Annotated in this window: 21 protein-coding genes and 1 pseudogene; 15 read left to right on the plus strand and 7 right to left on the minus strand. The window is 60.9% G+C overall.

Translation table 11 applies throughout. The features are described 5' to 3' along the window. Nucleotides 1-117: 117 nt before the first annotated feature. Complete coding sequence (locus BSG20_RS28740; protein WP_072380863.1) at nt 118-702, plus strand: TetR/AcrR family transcriptional regulator; 585 nt, start codon at nt 118-120, stop codon at nt 700-702. On the opposite strand, the gene BSG20_RS28745 is transcribed toward BSG20_RS28740, so the two are convergent. Both BSG20_RS28745 and BSG20_RS28750 read right to left on the minus strand, forming a co-directional pair. Further along, nucleotides 699-1,493 (minus strand): class I SAM-dependent methyltransferase, encoded by a 795-nt coding sequence (locus BSG20_RS28745; protein WP_072380916.1) that lies wholly within the window; start codon nt 1,491-1,493, stop codon nt 699-701. The two genes, BSG20_RS28740 and BSG20_RS28745, sit on opposite strands and share 4 nt — an antisense overlap. A 71-nt stretch (nt 1,494-1,564) precedes the next feature. Next, nucleotides 1,565-2,545 (minus strand): aldo/keto reductase, encoded by a 981-nt coding sequence (locus BSG20_RS28750; protein WP_072380865.1) that lies wholly within the window; start codon nt 2,543-2,545, stop codon nt 1,565-1,567. A gap of 184 nt (nt 2,546-2,729) precedes the next feature. On the opposite strand from BSG20_RS28750, the gene BSG20_RS28755 reads away from it, so the two are divergent. Then, entirely contained in the window at nt 2,730-4,358 is a 1,629-nt protein-coding gene (locus tag BSG20_RS28755) for an AMP-binding protein (protein WP_072380867.1), read from the plus strand. Between the two features lie 15 nt (nt 4,359-4,373). On the opposite strand, the gene BSG20_RS28760 is transcribed toward BSG20_RS28755, so the two are convergent. From BSG20_RS28760 to secA, 3 genes are all read right to left on the minus strand, one after another. Continuing rightward, complete coding sequence (locus BSG20_RS28760) at nt 4,374-5,663, minus strand: GNAT family N-acetyltransferase (protein ID WP_072380868.1); 1,290 nt, start codon at nt 5,661-5,663, stop codon at nt 4,374-4,376. A 1-nt stretch (nt 5,664) separates the two neighbouring features. After that, entirely contained in the window at nt 5,665-7,080 is a 1,416-nt protein-coding gene (locus BSG20_RS28765) for a lipopolysaccharide biosynthesis protein (protein WP_072380869.1), read from the minus strand. Nucleotides 7,081-7,240: 160 nt separating this feature from the next. Further along, on the minus strand, nt 7,241-9,955 hold the full coding sequence (secA, locus tag BSG20_RS28770) for a preprotein translocase subunit SecA (protein WP_072380870.1): 2,715 nt from the start codon (nt 9,953-9,955) through the stop codon (nt 7,241-7,243). Nucleotides 9,956-10,202: 247 nt separating this feature from the next. On the opposite strand from secA, the gene BSG20_RS28775 reads away from it, so the two are divergent. From BSG20_RS28775 to BSG20_RS28800, 6 genes are all read left to right on the plus strand, one after another. Then, entirely contained in the window at nt 10,203-11,090 is an 888-nt protein-coding gene (locus BSG20_RS28775) for a peptidylprolyl isomerase (RefSeq protein ID WP_072380872.1), read from the plus strand. Nucleotides 11,091-11,208: 118 nt separating this feature from the next. Then, on the plus strand, nt 11,209-12,450 hold the full coding sequence (gene argJ / locus BSG20_RS28780) for a bifunctional glutamate N-acetyltransferase/amino-acid acetyltransferase ArgJ (protein ID WP_072380874.1): 1,242 nt from the start codon (nt 11,209-11,211) through the stop codon (nt 12,448-12,450). Next, nucleotides 12,419-13,240: a GNAT family N-acetyltransferase gene (locus BSG20_RS28785; RefSeq protein WP_072380876.1), complete on the plus strand. Its 822-nt coding sequence runs from the start codon at nt 12,419-12,421 to the stop codon at nt 13,238-13,240. The genes argJ and BSG20_RS28785 overlap by 32 nt, the downstream gene beginning before the upstream one ends. Beyond that, entirely contained in the window at nt 13,237-13,650 is a 414-nt protein-coding gene (mutT, locus tag BSG20_RS28790) for an 8-oxo-dGTP diphosphatase MutT (RefSeq protein ID WP_072380877.1), read from the plus strand. The genes BSG20_RS28785 and mutT overlap by 4 nt, the downstream gene beginning before the upstream one ends. A gap of 123 nt (nt 13,651-13,773) precedes the next feature. Next, nucleotides 13,774-14,091, plus strand: a complete 318-nt coding sequence (locus BSG20_RS28795; protein WP_072380879.1) for a hypothetical protein — start codon at nt 13,774-13,776, stop codon at nt 14,089-14,091. A 64-nt stretch (nt 14,092-14,155) separates the two neighbouring features. Then, nucleotides 14,156-14,326, plus strand: coding sequence for a Flp family type IVb pilin (locus BSG20_RS28800; RefSeq protein ID WP_072380881.1), 171 nt, complete (start codon nt 14,156-14,158; stop codon nt 14,324-14,326). Between the two features lie 13 nt (nt 14,327-14,339). On the opposite strand, the gene BSG20_RS28805 is transcribed toward BSG20_RS28800, so the two are convergent. After that, nucleotides 14,340-15,224, minus strand: coding sequence for a methyltransferase domain-containing protein (locus BSG20_RS28805; RefSeq protein WP_072380918.1), 885 nt, complete (start codon nt 15,222-15,224; stop codon nt 14,340-14,342). A gap of 136 nt (nt 15,225-15,360) precedes the next feature. On the opposite strand from BSG20_RS28805, the pseudogene BSG20_RS37830 reads away from it, so the two are divergent. The 4 genes and pseudogenes from BSG20_RS37830 to BSG20_RS28825 form a co-directional block, all read left to right on the plus strand. After that, nucleotides 15,361-15,568 (plus strand): annotated as a pseudogene (locus tag BSG20_RS37830) (ComF family protein); the annotation flags it as partial. A gap of 33 nt (nt 15,569-15,601) precedes the next feature. Further along, the gene (gene grxC / locus BSG20_RS28815) at nt 15,602-15,859 is read left to right on the plus strand and encodes a glutaredoxin 3 (protein ID WP_072380883.1); all 258 of its coding nucleotides are present in this window, start codon (nt 15,602-15,604) and stop codon (nt 15,857-15,859) included. A gap of 9 nt (nt 15,860-15,868) precedes the next feature. Further along, nucleotides 15,869-16,726 (plus strand): carbon-nitrogen hydrolase family protein, encoded by an 858-nt coding sequence (locus BSG20_RS28820; RefSeq protein WP_072380885.1) that lies wholly within the window; start codon nt 15,869-15,871, stop codon nt 16,724-16,726. Further along, nucleotides 16,723-17,151: a DUF1178 family protein gene (locus tag BSG20_RS28825; RefSeq protein ID WP_072380887.1), complete on the plus strand. Its 429-nt coding sequence runs from the start codon at nt 16,723-16,725 to the stop codon at nt 17,149-17,151. The genes BSG20_RS28820 and BSG20_RS28825 overlap by 4 nt, the downstream gene beginning before the upstream one ends. Before the next feature lies 1 nt (nt 17,152). Here the strand turns inward: BSG20_RS28825 and BSG20_RS28830 are convergent, their stop codons facing one another. Next, a complete protein-coding gene (locus tag BSG20_RS28830) occupies nt 17,153-17,908 on the minus strand; it encodes an SDR family NAD(P)-dependent oxidoreductase (protein ID WP_072380888.1) in 756 nt (251 codons plus the stop codon). Between the two features lie 344 nt (nt 17,909-18,252). Between BSG20_RS28830 and BSG20_RS28835 the strand changes: the two genes are divergently transcribed. From BSG20_RS28835 to BSG20_RS28845, 3 genes are all read left to right on the plus strand, one after another. Further along, nucleotides 18,253-18,834, plus strand: a complete 582-nt coding sequence (locus tag BSG20_RS28835; protein WP_072380890.1) for a L,D-transpeptidase — start codon at nt 18,253-18,255, stop codon at nt 18,832-18,834. Nucleotides 18,835-19,003: 169 nt separating this feature from the next. After that, on the plus strand, nt 19,004-19,135 hold the full coding sequence (locus BSG20_RS37835) for an ABC transporter (protein WP_072380920.1): 132 nt from the start codon (nt 19,004-19,006) through the stop codon (nt 19,133-19,135). 152 nt (nt 19,136-19,287) lie between these two features. After that, entirely contained in the window at nt 19,288-19,866 is a 579-nt protein-coding gene (locus BSG20_RS28845) for a hypothetical protein (RefSeq protein WP_072380892.1), read from the plus strand. Nucleotides 19,867-19,906 lie beyond the last annotated feature (40 nt).

Consider the following 19,906-nt stretch of genomic DNA (forward strand, 5'->3'; position numbering starts at 1 on the left):
CGTTCCGTCTTGAGTTGTCGGAGACTATCGGAAGCTTTAGATGATGCTCATCATAATTGTTGCGTATTGATGATGGACGTCATATAAATTGTCAAGCTGCTAATTGCGGAGAACCGAATGCGGGTCAGCCGAGAGAAATTTGCCGAGAACCGCGAGAAGATCCTGACGGTTGCGGGCGTGCTGTTTCGCGAAAAAGGTTTCGACGGCATCGGCGTTGCCGAAATCATGAAGGCGGCCGGGATGACGCATGGCGGATTCTACGGTCATTTCGAGTCCAAGGAAGAGCTGGCGCTGGAAGTGAGCCGCGCCTTGATCGAGAAGGTGAAAATCCGCTGGAATGAGATCATCGCCTCAGCGCCGGAGCGGCCGCTTGATGCGCTGCTCAATCACTATTTGTCGCGTTGTAGCGTCGATGATCCGGGCGGCAGTTGCGTCTTTGCTTCGCTTGCCCAGGAAGTCAGCCGAAGCCGCGGGCCAGTGCGCGAAGCCTTCAACGATGGGCTTTCAATGCTCGTCGGCATTCTGTCCGAGATCGTTCCCGGCGAGACTTCGCAGGAGCGGCGCGTGCGGGGTTTTGCGACACTTTCGGCGATGATGGGCGCCGTCGTCCTGGCGCGCGCCGTCGAAAGCCGCGAACTCTCCGACAACTTCCTCTATACGACGCGCGATGCGCTTTCTTCCGCGAAAAGGGCTAGCGGTTAGCTGCGACGAGCCATCAGGCCGCCGATCTCCACCACCTCCGAGAACACACCCTCAGGCGAAAGCTTGAGGAGGGTGCCGCGAAGTTCGGCCTCAAAGGCCGAAGCCCTTTCGCCGAGCGCCTGTGGCGATGTCACCGAGGTCGAGAAGGCCCGGCCGACGATATCGTCGAGGCCGAGCCTGCGTTCCCTGACAACGGAGGTTCGTTCCAGATCGTTGAAGGGGGAGCGAAGCAGGATGCTTTCGTGCTCTATCCAGTCCGGCCGCTTCCGCCGTTCGCGATCGGCATTGCGCTCCGGCGCAAAGGTTTCGGCCAGCGTGTTGACCGCCTGCCGCCAGTCCGGTGTCGAGGAGATATGGCGATCGCCGAACAACACGACGCAGCCGTCGGCGACGGTGATCTCGTCGAGGGCCTTCAGCGTCGCCGAGCGGTCCATCCAGTGAAACGAACGCCCCATCACCGTCATCTTGAGCGGCGAGAAGCGCGAATTAAGATCGTAGGACGAGCCTCTGACGAAGGCGATGTCGACACCGGCAGCGGCGGCATCGGCCGCAGCGGCCTCCAGCATTTCCGGCTCGGGATCGAGGCCGATCACCGCGGCCTTGGTCAGTCGGGCAAAGGCAATGGCGAGCTGGCCCGGACCGCAACCGAGGTCGAGCACGCGCTCGCCGACAGAAAGGCCCGCCTGTTCCGCGATCCGCTCGATGAGCCGATCGGGATAGGGAACGCGATAGCGTGTGTAGTAGGCGGCCGTGGATTGAAAGCGACGCGCCTCGAATGGAATGGTCGTCATGGCGATATCCTTGAACGGAATGCCGGCCGCCGTCTCGACGCCGGCGACCGGTATGCTCAAAAATGACCTCGTTATTTGAAACCTTCGACCCGGTGGGGAACGTAGGGTTCCTCCAGGGCCACAACATCCTCCGGCGTCAGCTTGACAGACAAGGCGGCAACCGCGTCTGCCAGCTGATTGGCCTTCGACGCGCCGATGATCGGCGCCGTCACCGGGCCTTTCTGCAGGATCCAGGCCGTGGCGATCTGGGCGCGGGAGACGCCATGCTTCTCAGCCAGCTTGCCCACAATGCCGATGATGGCGCGGTCGGCGTCTTGCGCCTGCTTGTAGAGCGTCTTGCCGAATTCATCCGTTTCGCTGCGCACGGTCTTCTCATCCCAGGCGCGCGTCAGCCGGCCGCGGGCAAGCGGGCTCCAGGGGATCACCGCGATCTTCTGATCCTGGCAGAAGGGCAGCATTTCGCGCTCCTCTTCGCGATAGAGCAGGTTCAGATGATCCTGCATGCTGACGAAGGGCGTCCAGCCATTGGCGCGCGAGGTGTAGAGCATCTTGGCGAACTGCCAGACATACATGGAGGACGCGCCGATATAGCGCGCCTTGCCTGCCTTCACGACGTCATGCAGCGCTTCCAGCGTTTCCTCGATCGGCGTCGCATGGTCGAAACGGTGGATCTGATAGAGGTCAACATAGTCGGTGCCGAGGCGACGCAAGCTGTGGTCGATCTCGTCGAAGATCGCCTTGCGCGAGAGGCCGGCACCGTTCGGACCGGGACGCATGCGGTTGAAGACTTTGGTCGCGAGCACGATGTCGTCCCGCTTGGAAAAGTCCCTTATCGCCCGCCCGACAATCTCCTCCGAGGAACCATCGGAGTAGGTGTTGGCGGTGTCGAGAAAGTTGATGCCGAGGTCGAGCGCCTGCCTGATCAGCGCGCGGCTGTCTTCCACGCCGAGCGTCCAGCTGTGGTTGCCGCGGCCAGGCTCACCGAAGGTCATGCAGCCCAGGCAGATTTTCGACACTTCAAGCCCGGTACCGCCAAATTTGACGTAGTCCATGAAATTGCTCCAAACATCGAACCGTTACCCAGCGCGTCCTTTGATCTAGCGCGGCAAGCGCGAAAGTGTCGGCCACTCACACAAAAGTTTTTGTGACCGATCCAAATGCGTCCGGCAGGTCTTGCGCTTGCGCAGGCCGGCTTCCGGGTGTTAGCTGCTGCAGCATTTGACTGGATTTCCGCCGATGAGACTGCCGCAGCGCGATCGCTACGAAGACCTTTACCGCGATTTTGCGTGGGACGAACCGCAGGAATTCAATATCGGCCGCGCGGTCAGCGACGACTGGGCCGAGCGGGCGCCGGAGCGTGTCTGCCTCGAGCATTTCAGCCCTGATGGCAATCACCTTTCCATGACCTACCGGGAGCTGGCGGATCGATCGTCATCGCTGGCCAATGCGCTGGTGTTGCTGGGGTTGAAGAAGGGCGATCGCGTCGCGCTGCTCCTGCCGCAGTCCTTCGAGACGGTCGTCGCGCATGTGGCGATCTACAAGATGGGCGCGATCGCGCTGCCGCTGGCGTTGCTCTTCGGCGTCGAAGCCTTGGAGTACCGGCTGCGCACGGCGGGTGCTTCCACCGTTATCACCAATGCATTCGGCCTCGAGCGCATCAGCCAGATCCGGGAACGGCTGCCTGATTTGGCAGAGGTCATCAGCGTTGACGGCGATGGGCCCGGCGCACGATCCTTCGCGGCGCTGGTGGGCGCCCATCCGCCAATCTTCGAGGTCGCGAAGACCGCGCCACGTGATCCGGCACTGATGATCTTCACGTCGGGAACGACAGGTCCGCCGAAGGGAGCCCTGCACGGCCACCAGGTGCTGGCCGGGCACATTCCGGGGATGCAATTTGCCCATGAGAGCTTCCCGCAGCCGGGAGACAAGGTCTGGACGCCATCCGACTGGGCGTGGGCCGGCGGCTTGCTGAATGCGCTCCTGCCCAGCCTGCTGCTCGGCGTCCCCGTCGTTTCGTCGCCGGCGCAGAAGTTCGATGCCGACACGGCCTATCGCATCATGGCCGAGATGAGGGTGCGCAACGGCTTCATCCCGCCGACGGCATTGCGACTCCTGAAGTCGGTGCCTGATCCACGCTCGAAGTACGACCTCGTGCTGCGCACGATAGGCTCGGCCGGCGAGTCGCTCGGGGCGGAAACACAAGAATGGGTCAAGCGGACGCTCGGGATTACCGTCAACGAGTTCTATGGCCAGACGGAGTGCAATTTCGTGCTCTCGTCGAATGCCGCAATCGGTGTCAGCCGTCCCGGCGCAATCGGTCGGCCGGTACCCGGACATCGCGTCGCGATTGTCAGCGAAACGGGTGAAGAGTTGCCGGTTGGCGAAACCGGGCAGATCGCCATCCGACGGCCGGATCCGGTGATGTTTCTCGGCTATTGGAACGACGCTGCGGCGACAGAGCGGAAGTTTGCCGGCGACTGGCTGCTGACGGGTGATATCGGGCGCCAGGATAGGGAGGGCTACGTCACCTTCTTCGGGCGGGATGACGACGTCATCACCTCCTCAGGCTATCGCATCGGGCCGGCGGAAATCGAGGATTGTCTGATCGGCCATCCCGCCGTGCAGCTTGCCGCCGCCGTCGGCAAGCTCGATCCTGTGCGCACGGAGATCGTCAAGGCCTATGTCGTGCTGGCGCCGGGGTACGAGCCAAGCGATCGATTGGCCTCCGATATCAGCGAATGGGTAAAGATGCGGCTCTCCATGCACGAATATCCGCGCGAGGTGGAATTCGTCTCGGAACTGCCGCTGACGACGACAGGCAAGGTGATCCGCCGCATACTTCGCGAGCGCGCCAGCGCCGGCTGAGACCGTTTGGCGTGACTACTGAGGGGACTTGCCGCGCCGGGCAAGCGACATGATCTTCTGCCGCAACATCTTCGCAACGTTGCGGGTGCTGCTGTACATGTGAAGCTGGGCGGCCACCTGGCGAACGTCGCGGTCGCCGTTCTGGTGAAGCCCGATCACCATGGTACCCATATCTTCCCGTTCCTGCCAGAAGCGGTTGATCATCGGGTGATCCGGAATAGCGCAGGAGTCGGAGCGCACGATGTTGGCGTCGTCAAGGTGCCATTCCGTTAACTCGCCCATCAGCAGCTTGCCTGGCGAATAGCGCGCATAGGCTTCGTCGTAGGCCGTCTTCCAAGTATAGGCCTCGCTGCCCATCATCAAGACCACCATCGACGCGATCGCCTTGCCGTTGAGATCGATCGTGTGGATACGTACGGCATCGACTGCGGCGAGATTGGAAACGGCCTCGCGGGCAAAGGCGGTGTGGTAGCGGTCGGTCACCAGGGCGCTGCGCTTCCTGCCCTTCCAGCCGCCTGCTTCAAGCGCGAGGAATTCCTCGAAGCGCATGTGGATGTCACGGGGCTGGCGGGCGACGCTGTAGACCAATGTGCCCTGCTCCTCGAGCAGACGCCATTGCCTGCGCATCTCGCGCATATGCGACGAAGAAATCGCTTTGCGCAGATACGTGGCAGCGTCCTCGTCGCTCTGCAGCATGGCACGCTGATAGGGATTCGTTGTGGTGATCGGCAGGTTGCGGCTGATGGCAACTGCCCTTGCCATGCGCGCAAAGATGCCGTTCAGCCTGACGTCCGGCAGCACGAGGATCGGTGGCAAGCGCAGATCGCGATGGGTCAGGCCGTCAAAGAGATTGTCCAGCGTCTCGCCTGCATCCTCGGCATCGATCAGTGGGGTGCCAAGTGGTGCGAAGCTGTTCGACCAGACACGCACGATCGAGGGGCCGACCGCAAAGCCCGGCTTTTCCACGGAAAACGGCAACAGGAAGCGCATCCGGCTGTGGGTTTCGCTCTGGTCTCGCAACAGCACAAAGTTGACTTGCCTGTCGTCCAGCCGGGGCATGGCGGGCGCCAGGAATCGTCCCGTGAAGAAGACATTGGGCTCCATGGCGCGATTGGACAGGAAGTCGAGCTCTTCCTGCAGCTCGTAGCCAAGCTTCCCGGAATAGACGCAGAGCTCGCGCCCGGGACGGCCAACCGCGACGCGCGCCTCTGCCTGCGGCGTCTCGAAATCGAGAGCGGCAAGTTCGTGAACCATGCGGTTCGTCGTGAGATCGGTCGTTTCGGTAGCTGTTGGATTGCGCACCATTCTATCGGACTTCCATATCTGTCTTGGCCGCGGGAGGCGTGGCAAATGCGAAGAGCGCGATGCCAAGTGCGCGTCGGACGGCAACATGCAGGAGGATGGCTTCAACGCCCATGGCCGAGGCGGTGGCGATGGCGGCGCCCTTAATGCCGAGTCCGGGAATGAGGAGCACGTTGAGGCTGATATTCGCGGTCAGCGCTCCGGCATAGAGCAGAACGCAGATGTTCTGCTTGCCGGCCATCATCAGCAGCGTTTCAGCCGGTCCGACCAGCGCCTTGGCGAGAATGCCCGCCAGCAGGATCACCATGACGAGATAGCCGGCCGTGAAAGCGCCGCCAAACAGGGAAAGCAGCACGTGACCGGCGGCGAGAACGGCAAGCCCGATCGCGAGCGCCGGCCAGAAGGTCCACCTGGCGGCGTCGATCGCAGCAGCAGCGAGCTGCTGGCGTGTCCCCTCGGCGATGAGACTTGAGAAGCGCGGACCGGATGCCGCTTTCACCGAGAAATTGATGAAGTGGACGAGCGCCATCGTCTTGGCGGCGGCAAAGTAGATGGCGACGTCGTGCGGTTCGAGGAAGATGCCGACCACGACGACGTCGGAATTGGTCAGGAGGAAGCTGACGCCCTCGATGAGGAAGATCGGGAAGGCAACACCGAGCCAACCGAGAAAATCGACCTCGCGCGGACCTTCCTGGTAATGGCGGCGCAAACGCAGGAGCGTTGCGACATACTGCCCGACGGCGGTGACATAGGTGGCGGCAAGCGCGGCCTGCATGGCGGTCACCGCCGTCTGCGGCGCGCCGAGGCCGATCGCCGTCAGCATGAAGAGGATGATGAGAACCGGCCGGACGATATAGGCGGGGCTCAGTGCCATGACCGGCCAGTGGTTGGCACGCGACGTGCCTTCCAGAATATCGCCGAGGGCGATCATCGGCATTGCAATAAGACCGAGGAAGATCGGAATGACGTAATAGTTCTCGATCCTGTCGCTGAAAACATGCAGGGCGATCATGCCGATGGCGAGAGCGGCAGTGCCGGAGAGCAATCCAAAGATGCGGGCGGTGCCCGTCAGCCCGCGGATCTTCTCAAGAGCGCCTGCTGCCCTGTATTGCGGCAGGAAGCGGACGATGGCGGTGTGGAAGCCGAGGCAGGAAAGATCGCCGAAGAGGACGATCAGCACCCAGACGAATACGAAGATCCCGTACTCGTATTCGCCCATCAGGCGCGCCAGTACAATCTGCGACAGAAGGGCGAGGGCGGCGCTGACAATGCGGATAGAGAAGGCGGTCAGCGCCATGCGCTGGGCGGCTGCCTTCTCGCCGCGCGCGGTCAGGCAGGCAGCCAGCGTGCGCAGCATACGAACCCCCGCCGGGCGCAGACCCGCAGGCAGCATCTTTTCCGCCGTCTCAATGACCGCCATCACAAACACGCAAAACTCTTCAGGCAAATCGTAGCGGAAGTCTTGCCAGAACAGCGTTAAGAAACGGTTGTAGCAAGCGGCTGGGAACTAATGCGGCGTGCGGCATCCACAAAAGAAAATGCCGCCCAAAGGCGGCATTTTCAATACATTGACTGCGAGCTCAAGCCTGTGCGAAGGCACCGTGGCAGTGTTTGAACTTCTTGCCGGAGCCACAGGGGCAAGCCTCATTGCGGCCGACATGGCCCCAAGTCGACGGATCGGCCGGGTTGCGGTTTTCCGGGGCGACAACCACTTCCGAGGCCAAGTAGGCGGGCGCGAAATCGTCTTCGCCGGTATCCGGATCGAGATGATGCGCCTGCATGAACGGCGGCTCCGGCTCGGCCGGCGCCTGCTGCACGAGCTCGACGCGCATCATCTGTGCGGTCACGGCCTCGCGCAGGTTGTTAAGCAGCGAGGTGAAGAGCTCGAATGCTTCCGACTTGTATTCCTGCAGCGGATCGCGCTGCGCGTAGCCACGGAAACCAATAACGGAGCGCAGGTGGTCGAGGTTGACGATATGCTCGCGCCACAGGTGGTCGAGCGTCTGCATCACGATCGAGCGCTCGACGTAGTTCATGATATCGGCACCGAAGCGCTCCGCCTTCTCGGTGAAGGCCGCATTTGAAGCCTCCGTCAGGCGCTCGCGAATGTTGTCCTCGCCAATGCCTTCTTCCTTCACCCAGTCCTCGACCGGCAGGTCGAGATTGAGCAGAGCAGCCGTCCGTTCCTTCAGGCCAGCGGCATCCCACTGTTCAGCATAGGCGCGCTCGGGGATATGCTTCTCGACCAAGTCCTCGATCACCTCGCGGCGCATGTCGGAGACCGTCTCGGAGATATTGGGCGATTCCATCAGCTCGAGGCGCTGTTCGAAGATCACCTTGCGCTGGTCGTTCAGGACGTCGTCGTACTTGAGCAGGTTTTTGCGGATGTCGAAGTTGCGGGCTTCGACCTTCTTCTGCGCGCGCTCCAGAGCCTTGTTGATCCAGGGATGGACGATGGCTTCGCCTTCCTTGAGACCGAGCTTCTGCAGCATGCCGTCCATGCGGTCGGAGCCGAAGATGCGCATCAGGTCATCCTGAAGCGACAGGTAGAACTTCGAGCGGCCGGGGTCGCCCTGACGGCCGGAACGGCCGCGCAGCTGGTTGTCGATGCGGCGGCTTTCGTGGCGTTCAGTGGCGATGACGTAGAGACCGCCGGCAGCGAGCGCCTTGTCCTTGAGCTGCTTGATCTCTTCGCGGATTGCCTCGGTCTTCGCGTCGCGATCAGGACCAGGCTCGACCTCTGCCAGTTCACGCTCGACACGCATGTCGAGGTTGCCGCCGAGCTGGATGTCGGTACCGCGGCCTGCCATGTTGGTGGCGATCGTCACGGCGCCCGGCACACCGGCCTGGGCGACGATATAGGCTTCCTGCTCGTGGTAGCGGGCGTTCAGGACCTGGAAGTCCTTGAAGCCCTGCTTGCGCATCATGTCGGCGAGAAGTTCGGACTTTTCGATCGAGGTGGTACCGACGAGAACGGGCTGGCCGCGCTTCTGCGCGTCTGCGATCTCGGCGATGATCGCCTTGTACTTCTCCTCGAACGTCCGGTAGACCTCGTCGTCCTCGTCGGCACGCTGGATCGGAAGGTTGGTCGGCACCTCGATGACGTCGAGGCCGTAGATGTTGCCGAATTCTTCAGCTTCCGTCTGCGCCGTGCCGGTCATGCCGGCGAGCTTTGCGTACATGCGGAAATAGTTCTGGAAGGTGATCTGCGCCAACGTCTGGTTTTCCGGCTGGATCTGCACCTTTTCCTTGGCTTCCAGCGCCTGGTGCTGGCCTTCCGAATAACGGCGGCCCGGCATCATGCGACCGGTAAATTCGTCGATGATGACGATCTCGTCGTTGCGGACGATGTAGTCCTTGTCGCGCTGGAACAGCTTGTGGGCCTTGAGCGCGTTGTTGACGTGATGGACGATCGCAACGTTTTCGATATCGTAGAGCGACTGGCCCTTCAACAGGCCGGCCTGACGCAGCAGGTTCTCCAGCTTTTCCGTGCCTTCCTCGGAGAAGTTGGCCGAGCGCTGCTTCTCGTCGATCTCGTAGTCGCCTTCCGACAGAAGCGGAATATAGGCGTCGATCGTGTTGTAGAGATCGGAGCGGTCGTCGAGTGGCCCCGAGATGATCAGCGGCGTGCGCGCTTCGTCGACGAGGATCGAGTCCACTTCGTCGACGATCGCGAAATTGTGGCCGCGCTGTACCATCTGGTTCTTCTCGTACTTCATGTTATCGCGCAGATAATCGAAGCCGAGCTCGTTGTTGGTCGCATAGGTGATGTCGCAATTATAGGCGGCCGCGCGCTCTTCGTCCGAGAGCCCGTGGACGATGACGCCCGTTGTCAGGCCGAGGAAGCCATAGATCTTGCCCATCGTCGCCGCGTCGCGGCGGGCGAGGTAGTCGTTCACGGTGACGACATGCACGCCTTTGCCAGCGAGTGCGTTGAGATAGACAGGCAACGTGGCGACGAGCGTCTTACCTTCACCGGTCTTCATCTCGGCGATGGCGCCGTCATTGAGGATCATGCCGCCGATCAGCTGTACGTCAAAAGGTCGCATGCCGAGAACGCGGCGCGAAGCCTCGCGCACGACCGCAAAGGCCGGAACGAGGATGTCGTCCAGCGTCTTGCCGTCTGCAAGCATCTTGCGGAACTCGACCGTCTGCGCAGCCAGCTGCTCGTCGCTCAAGGCCTTCGTCTTTTCTTCGATGGCGTTGATGGCGGCGACGTTCGGCTGGAAGGACCGCACGCGGCGATCATTGGCAGAGCCAAATATTTTGCGGGCTATACCGCCAAAGCTGACCATATGACTGGTCCTTTCTCAATATTTCTTCCCCGGCTTTTCTTATCCGTGGCCCGGCCGAATTTCAGGCACACGTCTCGAAACGCCAGGAAACTTTTCTGGACGCGAGGTTGCGTGACAGATAAGAGGGGGGTCGAATGATGTCAACGGATTTGGCTGATATAGAAAGGCCACATTCCGGTGTTGATGGCTGTTTCAGGCTGGATTCACGACGTTGAAGCCGGTGGGTTTAACTGTGAAGGGTTATTTGATGTTGAACTACAACAAAATCGCTGTGATGGCGTTCGCAACCTTCGTTGCGTTTCAGGCGCCGGTCTATGCGGAAGACAAGCCGGATGCCGTCGTTGCCAAGGTCGGCGATGTCGAGATTCATCAGTCTGATCTCGATCTTGCCGTCGCCAATCTCGACCCGCAGCTCGCGCAGCTGCCGGAGGAGCAGAAGAAGGTCGCCGCCCTGTCCGCCGCCATTGACGTCAAGCTGCTGGCGCAGGACGCGATTGCCGAAAAGCTCGACCAGACCGCCGAATTCAAGAAGCGCATGCAGTATCTCGCTGATCGCGAACTGCACAATGCTTATTTCAAGAAGCATGTCGTCGATACGGTCACCGATGAGGAAGTCAAGGCGCGCTACGACAAGGAAGTCGCTGCCCTGCCGAAGCAGCAAGAGGTGCACGCCCGCCATATCCTCGTGAAGACCGAGGACGAGGCCAAGGACGTCATCAAGCAGCTCGACGCCGGCAAGAACTTCGCGGACTTGGCGAAGGAAAAGTCCACCGATCCGAACAAGGCCGATGGCGGCGATCTCGGCTATTTCACCAAAGGCCGCATGGTCAAGGAATTCGAAGAGGCTGCCTTCGCACTTGAGACGGGCACCTACACCAAGACCCCTATAAAGACGGATTTCGGTTACCACGTGATCCTGGTCGAGGATAAGCGCGACGCTCCTCCGCCGGCCTTCGATCAGGTCAAGGACCAGGTTCGCCAGCTCGTCATGCGTGACAAGTATCTCGCGCTTCTTGCTGGCGCCAAGGAAAAGTCCAAGGTCGAGATCACCGACGAGGCGCTGCGCAAGGGCTACGAGGATGCCAACAAGCAGCCGCAGCCGGGCGATGAGCCCCCCGCGCAGCCGCAGCAGTAATCTAGAATGCAGGGCCCGGTTCTTCCGGGCCCTTCACTATAATCGTTGTCGTATTTCCGCAGGGCGAGCCGGCTTATACTTCGCCCCGGAAATCCTCCCAGCCACCAGGTCGATCGCCATGTCCGGTTCCATCTCTCCGCTCGCTCCGAAATCCTATGCCTCCATGCCGGCGCTGCGCGGTCTGCGCATGGCCACCGCTTCGGCGGGCATCAAGTACAAGAACCGCACCGACGTGCTGATGATGGTGTTCGACAAGCCGGCCGCAGTCGCCGGCGTCTTTACCCGCTCGAAGTGCCCGTCGGCAGCCGTCGACTTCTGCCGCGCAAACCTGCCGCATGGCGCGGCACGCGCCGTTGTCGTCAATTCCGGCAATGCAAATGCATTCACCGGCCTGAAGGGCCGCGAGGCGACGACCCTGACGGCAAAGTCCGCTGCTACCGCTGTGGGCTGCGGCGAGAACGAAGTCTACCTCGCTTCCACCGGCGTCATCGGCGAACCGCTGGACGCGACGAAATTCTCTGGCGTTCTTGACCAGATGCACAAGGATGCGACCGGCGACTTCTGGTTCGAGGCAGCCAAGGCGATCATGACTACCGACACTTATCCGAAGGTTGCGACCCGCAGCGCGGAGATCGGCGGCGTGAAGGTGGCGATCAACGGCATCGCCAAGGGCGCCGGCATGATTGCGCCTGATATGGCGACCATGCTCTCGTTCGTCGTCACCGACGCGGATATCGCTCCGGCCGCGCTGCAGTCGCTCCTGTCGGCGGGCGTCGATCCGACCTTCAATTCGATGACGGTCGACAGCGACACCTCGACTTCCGACACGCTGATGCTGTTTGCTACGGGCGCGGCAGCCGAAGACGGCCAGACCCGTATTGAGAGCGCCGACGACGCGCGCCTTGCCTCCTTCCGTGCTGCCCTTAACGATCTTCTCAGGGATCTTGCGCTGCAGGTCGTGCGCGACGGCGAAGGCGCAACCAAGATGCTCGAGATCACCGTGACAGGTGCCGAAAGCGACGCCGCGGCCAAGAAGATCGCGCTCTCGATCGCCAATTCGCCGCTCGTCAAGACTGCCGCCGCCGGCGAGGATGCCAACTGGGGCCGCATCGTCATGGCCGTCGGAAAATCGGGTGAAATGGCCGATCGCGACCGGCTGGCGATCTGGTTCGGCGATGTGCGTGTTGCCGTCAACGGCGAGCGCGACGCCGGCTATTCCGAGGAAGCTGCGACCAACGTAATGAGAAGGCAGGATATTCCTGTGAAGGTGGACATTGGTCTCGGAAACGGCACCGCTACGGTCTGGACGTGCGACCTTACAAAGGAGTATGTCGCCATCAACGGTGACTACCGGAGCTGATCTTTCATTGACTGAAACATTACCCAAGAATGCGAATCTGCCGCTCGTGCGCAGGCTGGAGGCCGTCGGCTTCCGGGCCTGGCCGGCTTCGTCCGTGCAGTATGACGGCAGTTGGCAGGTACGGCTGACCGCGGGTCACCCGTCCAACCGGCTGAACTCGATCGTGCCGCTCGATCCCTCGGATCACCGCGATGTCGAGATTCGCCTTGCCAAGGCAAGCCGCAAGTTCGAAGCCTATGGCCGCCCGGCGGTCCTGCGTCAGACGCCGCTCGCCTCGCCGGTGTTGATCGATCTCATCCGGAAGCAGCAGTGGGCATCATTCGACGAGACGATCGTCATGACCTGCGATCTTGCCCATGCGGAGCTGCCGGATACACTTGACCATCTGCCGACGCACGATATCGGCCGCTTCGTGGATGCCAACCTGGCAACCGACGGGGTGTCGTCCAAGCTGAAGCCGGCACTCGCCGAGATCATCAATGCGATCAAGCCGCCATCGGGTCTCTTCATGATTGAGGACGCGCAGACGGGGCCGCTGGCGACCGTCCTTTGCGTTCAGGACAATGACCTCGCCGGCATCATGTCGCTTTCTGTCGCCAAGGAACGTCGTCGCGAAGGACTTGGCATCGAAATCCTGACCTCCGCCCTGCGCTGGGCCAGGATGCGCAGCGCCCGTTCCGCCTGGTTGCAGGTGAAGGCGACGAATGCTCCGGCTTTGGCGCTCTACGAACGGTTCGGCTTCCATGAGGCCTACCGCTATTCCTATTGGCGACAGGAGCCGTCGCGATGAGCAAGGCAGCCCGAAGCATTCTGCTTGTTGCCGCTTGCGCCCTGATCGATTCCGACGGGCGCATTCTGCTGGCGCAGCGTCCCGAGGGAAAGTCGCTTGCCGGACTTTGGGAGTTTCCCGGCGGTAAGGTTGAGCCGGGCGAGACACCGGAGGAATCGCTCGTGCGAGAGCTTCACGAGGAGCTCGGGATCACGACGAAGGTCGCCTGTCTGGCGCCGCTGAGCTTCGCGAGCCACACCTACGAGAAGTTCCATCTTCTGATGCCGCTCTACATCTGCCGGCGCTATGAAGGAATTGCGCACGGGAAAGAAGGGCAGGCGTTGAAATGGGTGAAGCCGCAGGCTCTGCGTCACTACCCCATGCCGCCTGCCGACGAGCCGCTCATTCCGATATTGCAGGATCTACTTTAGAAACGTCTGATTATTATCCGGCAAGCGTCCAATTTGGGTGTGGATATTAATCGATCGTTTAACACCTTCTGCCAAATATCGGCCTCAATCAAGCAACTGGCGTGTGTGTGGAAGGCTTGACGCATGGACGACGATTTCTGGAAAGCTGTGAGAGAGAAAGAACAGGCCTCGACTGCCTCGAGCAGAACGGGAGTGCTAAACATCGCGCTGCTGTTTGGCACGGCTGTTGTTGCCTTGACTTTGATCTTGACGCCGATGCTTGCCGACAAGTCCAAGTCGAGCGTCTTCGCGAGCGCACCGTCCGAATTCGATACTATTACGACGGGCTCGATTCCGAAGACCGAGAGCGGCAAGCGCTATACGATCCGCCGGAGCGTCCTTCAGGAGACGCCAGGTTCCGTTTGCGTGGTTCAGGGCTACGGAAGCGGGGTCGGCTGCTGACACTGGCGTTGCTGCAGCGGCAGCCGCAACGCTTTACGACTGCCGCTCTAGCGCCGAGGTGGGCATGCGAGTAGTAAGGGCATTTCTGGCAGACGGCCGTGGCGCAACCGCAATTGAATACGGCCTGATTGCGGCACTGGTCGCGGTCGGTATGATCGCTGGATTCGGAGCGCTGAGTGGCAACCTCGCCAACGTGCTTCTCGCCATCAGCAACAATATGACCGTACCGAACTAAAAGAAGCGGACACCTACTGCTTCAGCTTGTGTTCCTCGACCTTCAGCGCATCCGCGAGCCTGACCTTCGCCGATCCCGGGCGAAGAGGTTTCTGCTGGCTTTCGTGCGGTGCCCATCCCGAGGCATAGATGATCGAGAAGGTTGCTCTGATCCGGCCGTCCGGATCGGCATAGCGTTCGGCGTAGATTTCAGCCGCCCGGAGGAAGAAGGCGCGTGTCAGAGGCTTGCGGCTGCGCGCGACGAGCGGGTTGGTCATGCCCATTGCCCGCAAGTCCTTCATGAGCGGAAAGATGGAGTCGTAGCGTACCGTGTAGGTTTCGGCGTCGATTACGGGCAGGGCGAAGCCAGCGCGCTGCATCAGGCCACCGACATCGCGCACGTCGGCGAAAGGGATGACTCGTGGACTCGCGCCCCCGGTCATCTCGATTTCTGTCGCCAGCAGCACTTCCCGCAACTCCTGCAACGTGCCTGCCCCAGGAATCGCGGCAAGAAAGAGCCCATCCGGCTTGAGGGCGCGGCGGATCTGGATGAAAACGCCGGGCGTATCGTTGGTCAGGTGGAGGCTGAGCGGCGCCAACACGAGGTTGGCGGACTGCGGCTCCAGGGGAACCTCTTCCAGCGCGGCCTCGATAAAGGCCTCTTCCGCCTTCGCATAAGCTCGTTCGCTCTCGACCCGCGTCAGTCGTCCGATCTTGCCGGTCGTGATCGCAGCGTGGGCCGCCGCGCCCGTGGCACCGTGCAGTTCGACTGCGTGCTCGAAGGTCCGTTCGACCACGGCGAGGCGCTCGCCGAGTTCTTCTGCGGCTATATCGAGGAGGAAGGTCGCCTTCGGGTCGTAGTTGAGAAGCGCGCGATGTCTGCTTGTCGCGATCCGAGCCTGGTCGAAGATGATATCCATGGTGCGTTGCATAGTCCCGCCGGAGCGGTGCCGCAAGGCGATTTTCCTCAGAGGCGAAACGCGCTCTCTTTCCGGACGAGGCCGAGGGGGCGCAGCAATCCGGAAAGGCGCTCCGCCTGCTCAAGCGCGCCCCCCACAGGTGGAGTTCGGCGCAAAGGCGCGCGAGGAGAATATTCGCGGTGTTTTCGCCACCGGCAAGGAGCGGGATAACGACGTCTTGGCAAGCGGCTTGTCCTCTACACAACCGGTGCCACGGTTGCTGCGGCAGCCAGGGTGCTTCGCAAAGCGGGGCGGCGGACATCACGGTTTTGACCTTTGCAAGGGCTCTTTCAGAAACTATATGACGAAAAGATAACTTGAATTTGTCTGGAGTTCTCATGGCACCCGTCACCATCTACACGCGCCAAGCCTGCGGTTATTGCGTGCGCGCCAAGTCGCTGCTGTCCGAAAAGGGCGTCGAATTCGTCGAGCACGATGCGACCTTTGTTCCTGAGCTTCGCCAGGAGATGATCGGCAAGTCGAACGGCCGCACGACGTTCCCCCAGATCTTCATCGGCGAGCAGCATGTCGGCGGATGCGATGATCTCTATGCGCTAGATCGGGCCGGCGAGCTCGATCCTCTGCTTGCCGTGTAAGGAAGAGCGATGACGTTTAGGGCTGCCGCCATCCAGATGTGTTCCGGCGTCGATCCCGAGAGGAACGCGGCTGCAATGGCACGCCTGGTTCGCGAGGCTGCGGGAAAGGGCGCGACCTATGTCCAGACTCCCGAAATGACCGGCATGCTGCAGCGCGATCGGGCGGCCGCCAAGGCGCTGCTGCGCGATGAGACCAACGATGTCATCGTTCGTACTGGTTCGGAGCTGGCGCGGGAGCTGGGCATCTTCATGCACGTGGGGTCGACCGCAATCGCGCTGGATGACGGCAAGCTCGCCAATCGTGGCTATCTCTTCGCTCCCGACGGCAAGGTCCTCAATCGCTACGACAAGATCCACATGTTCGATGTCGATCTCGACAATGGCGAGAGCTGGCGTGAAAGCGCCGCTTACCGTCCAGGATCAGAGGCGCGCGTATTGTCGCTTCCCTTTGCTGAAATGGGCTTTGCCATCTGCTATGATGTTCGCTTCCCTGCACTTTTCCGCGCCCAGGCTGTGGCCGGGGCCGAAGTGTTGACAGTGCCGGCTGCCTTCACGAAGCAGACCGGCGAAGCACATTGGGAAATCCTGCTGCGGGCGCGCGCAATCGAGAACGGCGTTTTTGTGATCGCCGCTGCCCAGGCCGGCCGTCACGAGGATGGGCGTGAGACGTTCGGCCATTCGATGATCATCGATCCGTGGGGCCGTGTGCTGGCTTCGGCCGGCCCGACTGACGAGGCCATCATCCTCGCCGAGATTGATCGCGCCGCCGTCAAGGCCGCCCATGACAAGATTCCGAACCTGAAAAACGGTCGGGATTTCTCAATCGAGAGGGTTGCAGGGGCAGTCGCAGGAGGCGTGGCCGCTTGATCCGTTATTCGCTGCGTTGTGAAAATGCCCACGAATTCGAAGGCTGGTTTTCTGAAAGTGCCGACTTCGATCGCCAGGTCGCATCCGGCTTTCTCGTTTGTCCCGTCTGCAATTCCGCGTCCGTCTCCAAGCTCCTGATGGCGCCTTCCGTTTCAACCGCGCGCAGGAAGGATGAGATGCAGACGCTCGCGATGGATACGATGCGTCGGGAGGCGTTCCAGAAGCTGAAAGGGGCCGTCGCGGCGATCAAGGCGAATTCCGAGGATGTCGGAACGCGGTTTCCCGAGGAAGCGCGCAAGATCCACTACGGCGAGAGCGACGCCCGCGGGATCATCGGGCAGACCACGGCGGATGAGGCACAGGCGCTTCTGGACGAAGGCATCGAGATTGCCGCCCTACCTGTTCTGCCCGACGATGTGAATTAAGCTAATGCGCGCTGTAGGCTCCATCCACGAGATGGTAGCTGCCGGTGATGAAGCTCGCCTGCTCGGACAATAGGAAGCAGGCGAGTGCTGCCACTTCCTCCGGCGTGCCGCGTCTACCCATCGGCTGCAGCGCCTCCATGCGTCGGCTGCTTGCAATATCGCGATGCTCTGACGAAAGCGGCGTTTCGATCCAGCCAGGCCCAACCGCATTGATGCGGATGCCGAAGCGCGCATATTCGATTGCGGCCGCTTTTGTCAGTCCCACGACGCCGTGCTTGGCCGCCGTATAGGCGCATGCAATCGGCAAGGCGACGACGCCGAGAACGGAGGACATGTTGACGATCGCACCGCCGCCGCCAGCCAGCATCGCCCCGATCTCGTATTTCATGCAGTAGAAAACGCTATTGAGGTTGACGTCCAAAAGCTTGTGCCAGTTGTCGAGCGGGTAGTCCCCGGTTGCCTTGCGCACGCCGTCGACGCCGGCATTGTTGACGGCGAGATGCAGACCACCGCACGTCTCAACGACCGTTCCAATCAGCTTCTCCACCGCTGCCGCATCGGTAACGTCGACGGCAAAATGGCGCGATAGGCCTCCCTGCGCGCGAATTTCATCGGCAACCCGCTCGGCTGCGTCGGCATTGATATCTGCGACGACAACCTGCGCACCCTCCTCAGCCAATCGGCGGGAGATGGCCGCGCCGATGCCGGAACCGGCGCCGGTGACAATCGCTACTTTTCCTTCGAAACCAAGATTCATCGTTTCCTGCTATCGCTCCCCCTGCGACAAGACAACTGCAAACCTGAGCAGCTGCAGCCTCCTCGAAATTCAGATGCGCGCTGGCGCCAGCGCGCAAAACCGCTCCAACCTAGCTTTGCGGCGCTTGTTCCCGCAAGAGGCGCTTTCCAAAGCGATGCCGTTATGAAGGACTTATACAACGATAGGATGGTTTCTGTAAGGAAAGGACGGGTCGGCCTGCCGATCGACGCCCCGCATATGATGTTTGTGGAGGCTTTGGATTCTCTGCGGAGTTGAGGCTTGGCCTGAAAACAACGGAATGCTAAAGGAAGGAAATAGGGCTCAGCAATTCTTAGCAGGTACCAATGGATAACGACCATATTACGCGCCGTGGCCTTGTCTTGGGCTGTGTCGCTTTGATGGCTTCTGGATGCACCACAGCGAGTTGGCCGATAGGGAATCCTTTTTCTTCGACGCGTGTCAGTTCCCGCTACCGGCGGCGGGAGGTTGCATACTCAGGCAGCGAGCCGCCGGGCAGCCTCGTCGTCAACACTTACGAGCGCTATCTCTATTTCATCGAGGGTGAGGGCCAGGCGACACGCTATGGTGTTGCTGTCGGCGAGGAAGGACTCACGCTGAAGGGAGGCGCCGTTATTGGCCGGAAAGCCGAGTGGCCGTCGTGGACGCCAACAGCGAGCATGATCGAGCGCAAGCCGCGTCTGGCGCAGTACGCGGGCGGTGTTCCCGGAGGCGAAAACAATCCTCTCGGTGCGGCGGCGCTTTATCTCTACCGAGGCGGGCAAGATACCTATTTCCGTATCCATGGAACAAACGAACCGTGGCTGATCGGACAGGCTGTGTCGAATGGTTGCATCCGCATGACCAATGAAGACATCATTCATCTCTATGGCCGCGCCCCCGTGGGGACCAGCGTTTTGGTCATATGATACTTACATTTTGTATCGATATTGCCACGGTCTGTTAGCATTGCGCGGCGCTTGCGTGACGCGGCGGCGCACTGTGCCCTTTCTGCACTTGGCTTGTGGCTATTTTACCGCTATTAGTAGAATCGTTGCCTTCGATAACCTATTCCATGCTAACGGAGAGGACTACTTGATGAGCAGAATCCTAATCATGTGCCTTGTTGCGTTGTTTTCCGTTTCGAGCCTTAGCGCTTGCGGATCAGTCGGTAAGGGCAAGGGCAAAGCCCCGCCGCCAATAGCAGAGGCCGCCCCAATCACCAAGTAACATCTGACCTTTGAGTAAGGGGGAGGGACTTGTGTGGCCCCTCCCCCAAATCGTTGTCGGAGCCAGGCGGCCTACGCGCAGATGCGCAACTCTAGGCTGGCATCTTTGCGTGAGTGTCTGTGCTCATTCGATCTCGGAGATGACGCGTAGTTATGACGCTTGCAAAAGGCCATCTATCCCTTCTCGTTTTCTTTGCTCTCGCGCTCACTTCCTGCCAATCGGACGACAAGCCACCGCAACCGAGGTTCATCTCGGACGCCCAGGGCGCACAAGTCAGTAAAGCCTCCCAGCGCGAAGGCCAATATTTCATCGAATTCCGTTCACGCTATGCGCTGACCTATGGCCATACCTATGCGGTTTTCGGGCGCCTGAACAATGCCGGCGGGATGATCAATCCGCAGGTCGCCGGGCTTGCGCCGGCTTCTCCTGACGCCGCGCCCTACGTTCTCGGGCACTTCATTCCCGTTCCTGCGTCAACCGGGGCGACAGACGGAGACCTCGAGGAAGCCTATCGTTCGGCAAGCTGGCGCATCCTGCTCACCCAGGCCGAATACAATAAAACTGTCGCCTTCATTCGCCAGCTACAGGCAAAATCGAAGTTGTGGCAGGCCACGGTCGACAATTGCAACAATTTCGTCGGCGAGATCGCACGTTCCATGGGATACAAGACGCCCAGCATCTGGCTTCGGCCGCAAGAGTTCATTACAAAGCTTCGAGAGATGAATACGTGAGTGCGGAGCGAGCCCGTTGGGTCCATCGCTTCTGCATGAT

Origin of the sequence: Rhizobium tibeticum, from assembly GCF_900110205.1 — a bacterium.
GTDB classification, from domain to species: domain Bacteria; phylum Pseudomonadota; class Alphaproteobacteria; order Rhizobiales; family Rhizobiaceae; genus Rhizobium; species Rhizobium tibeticum.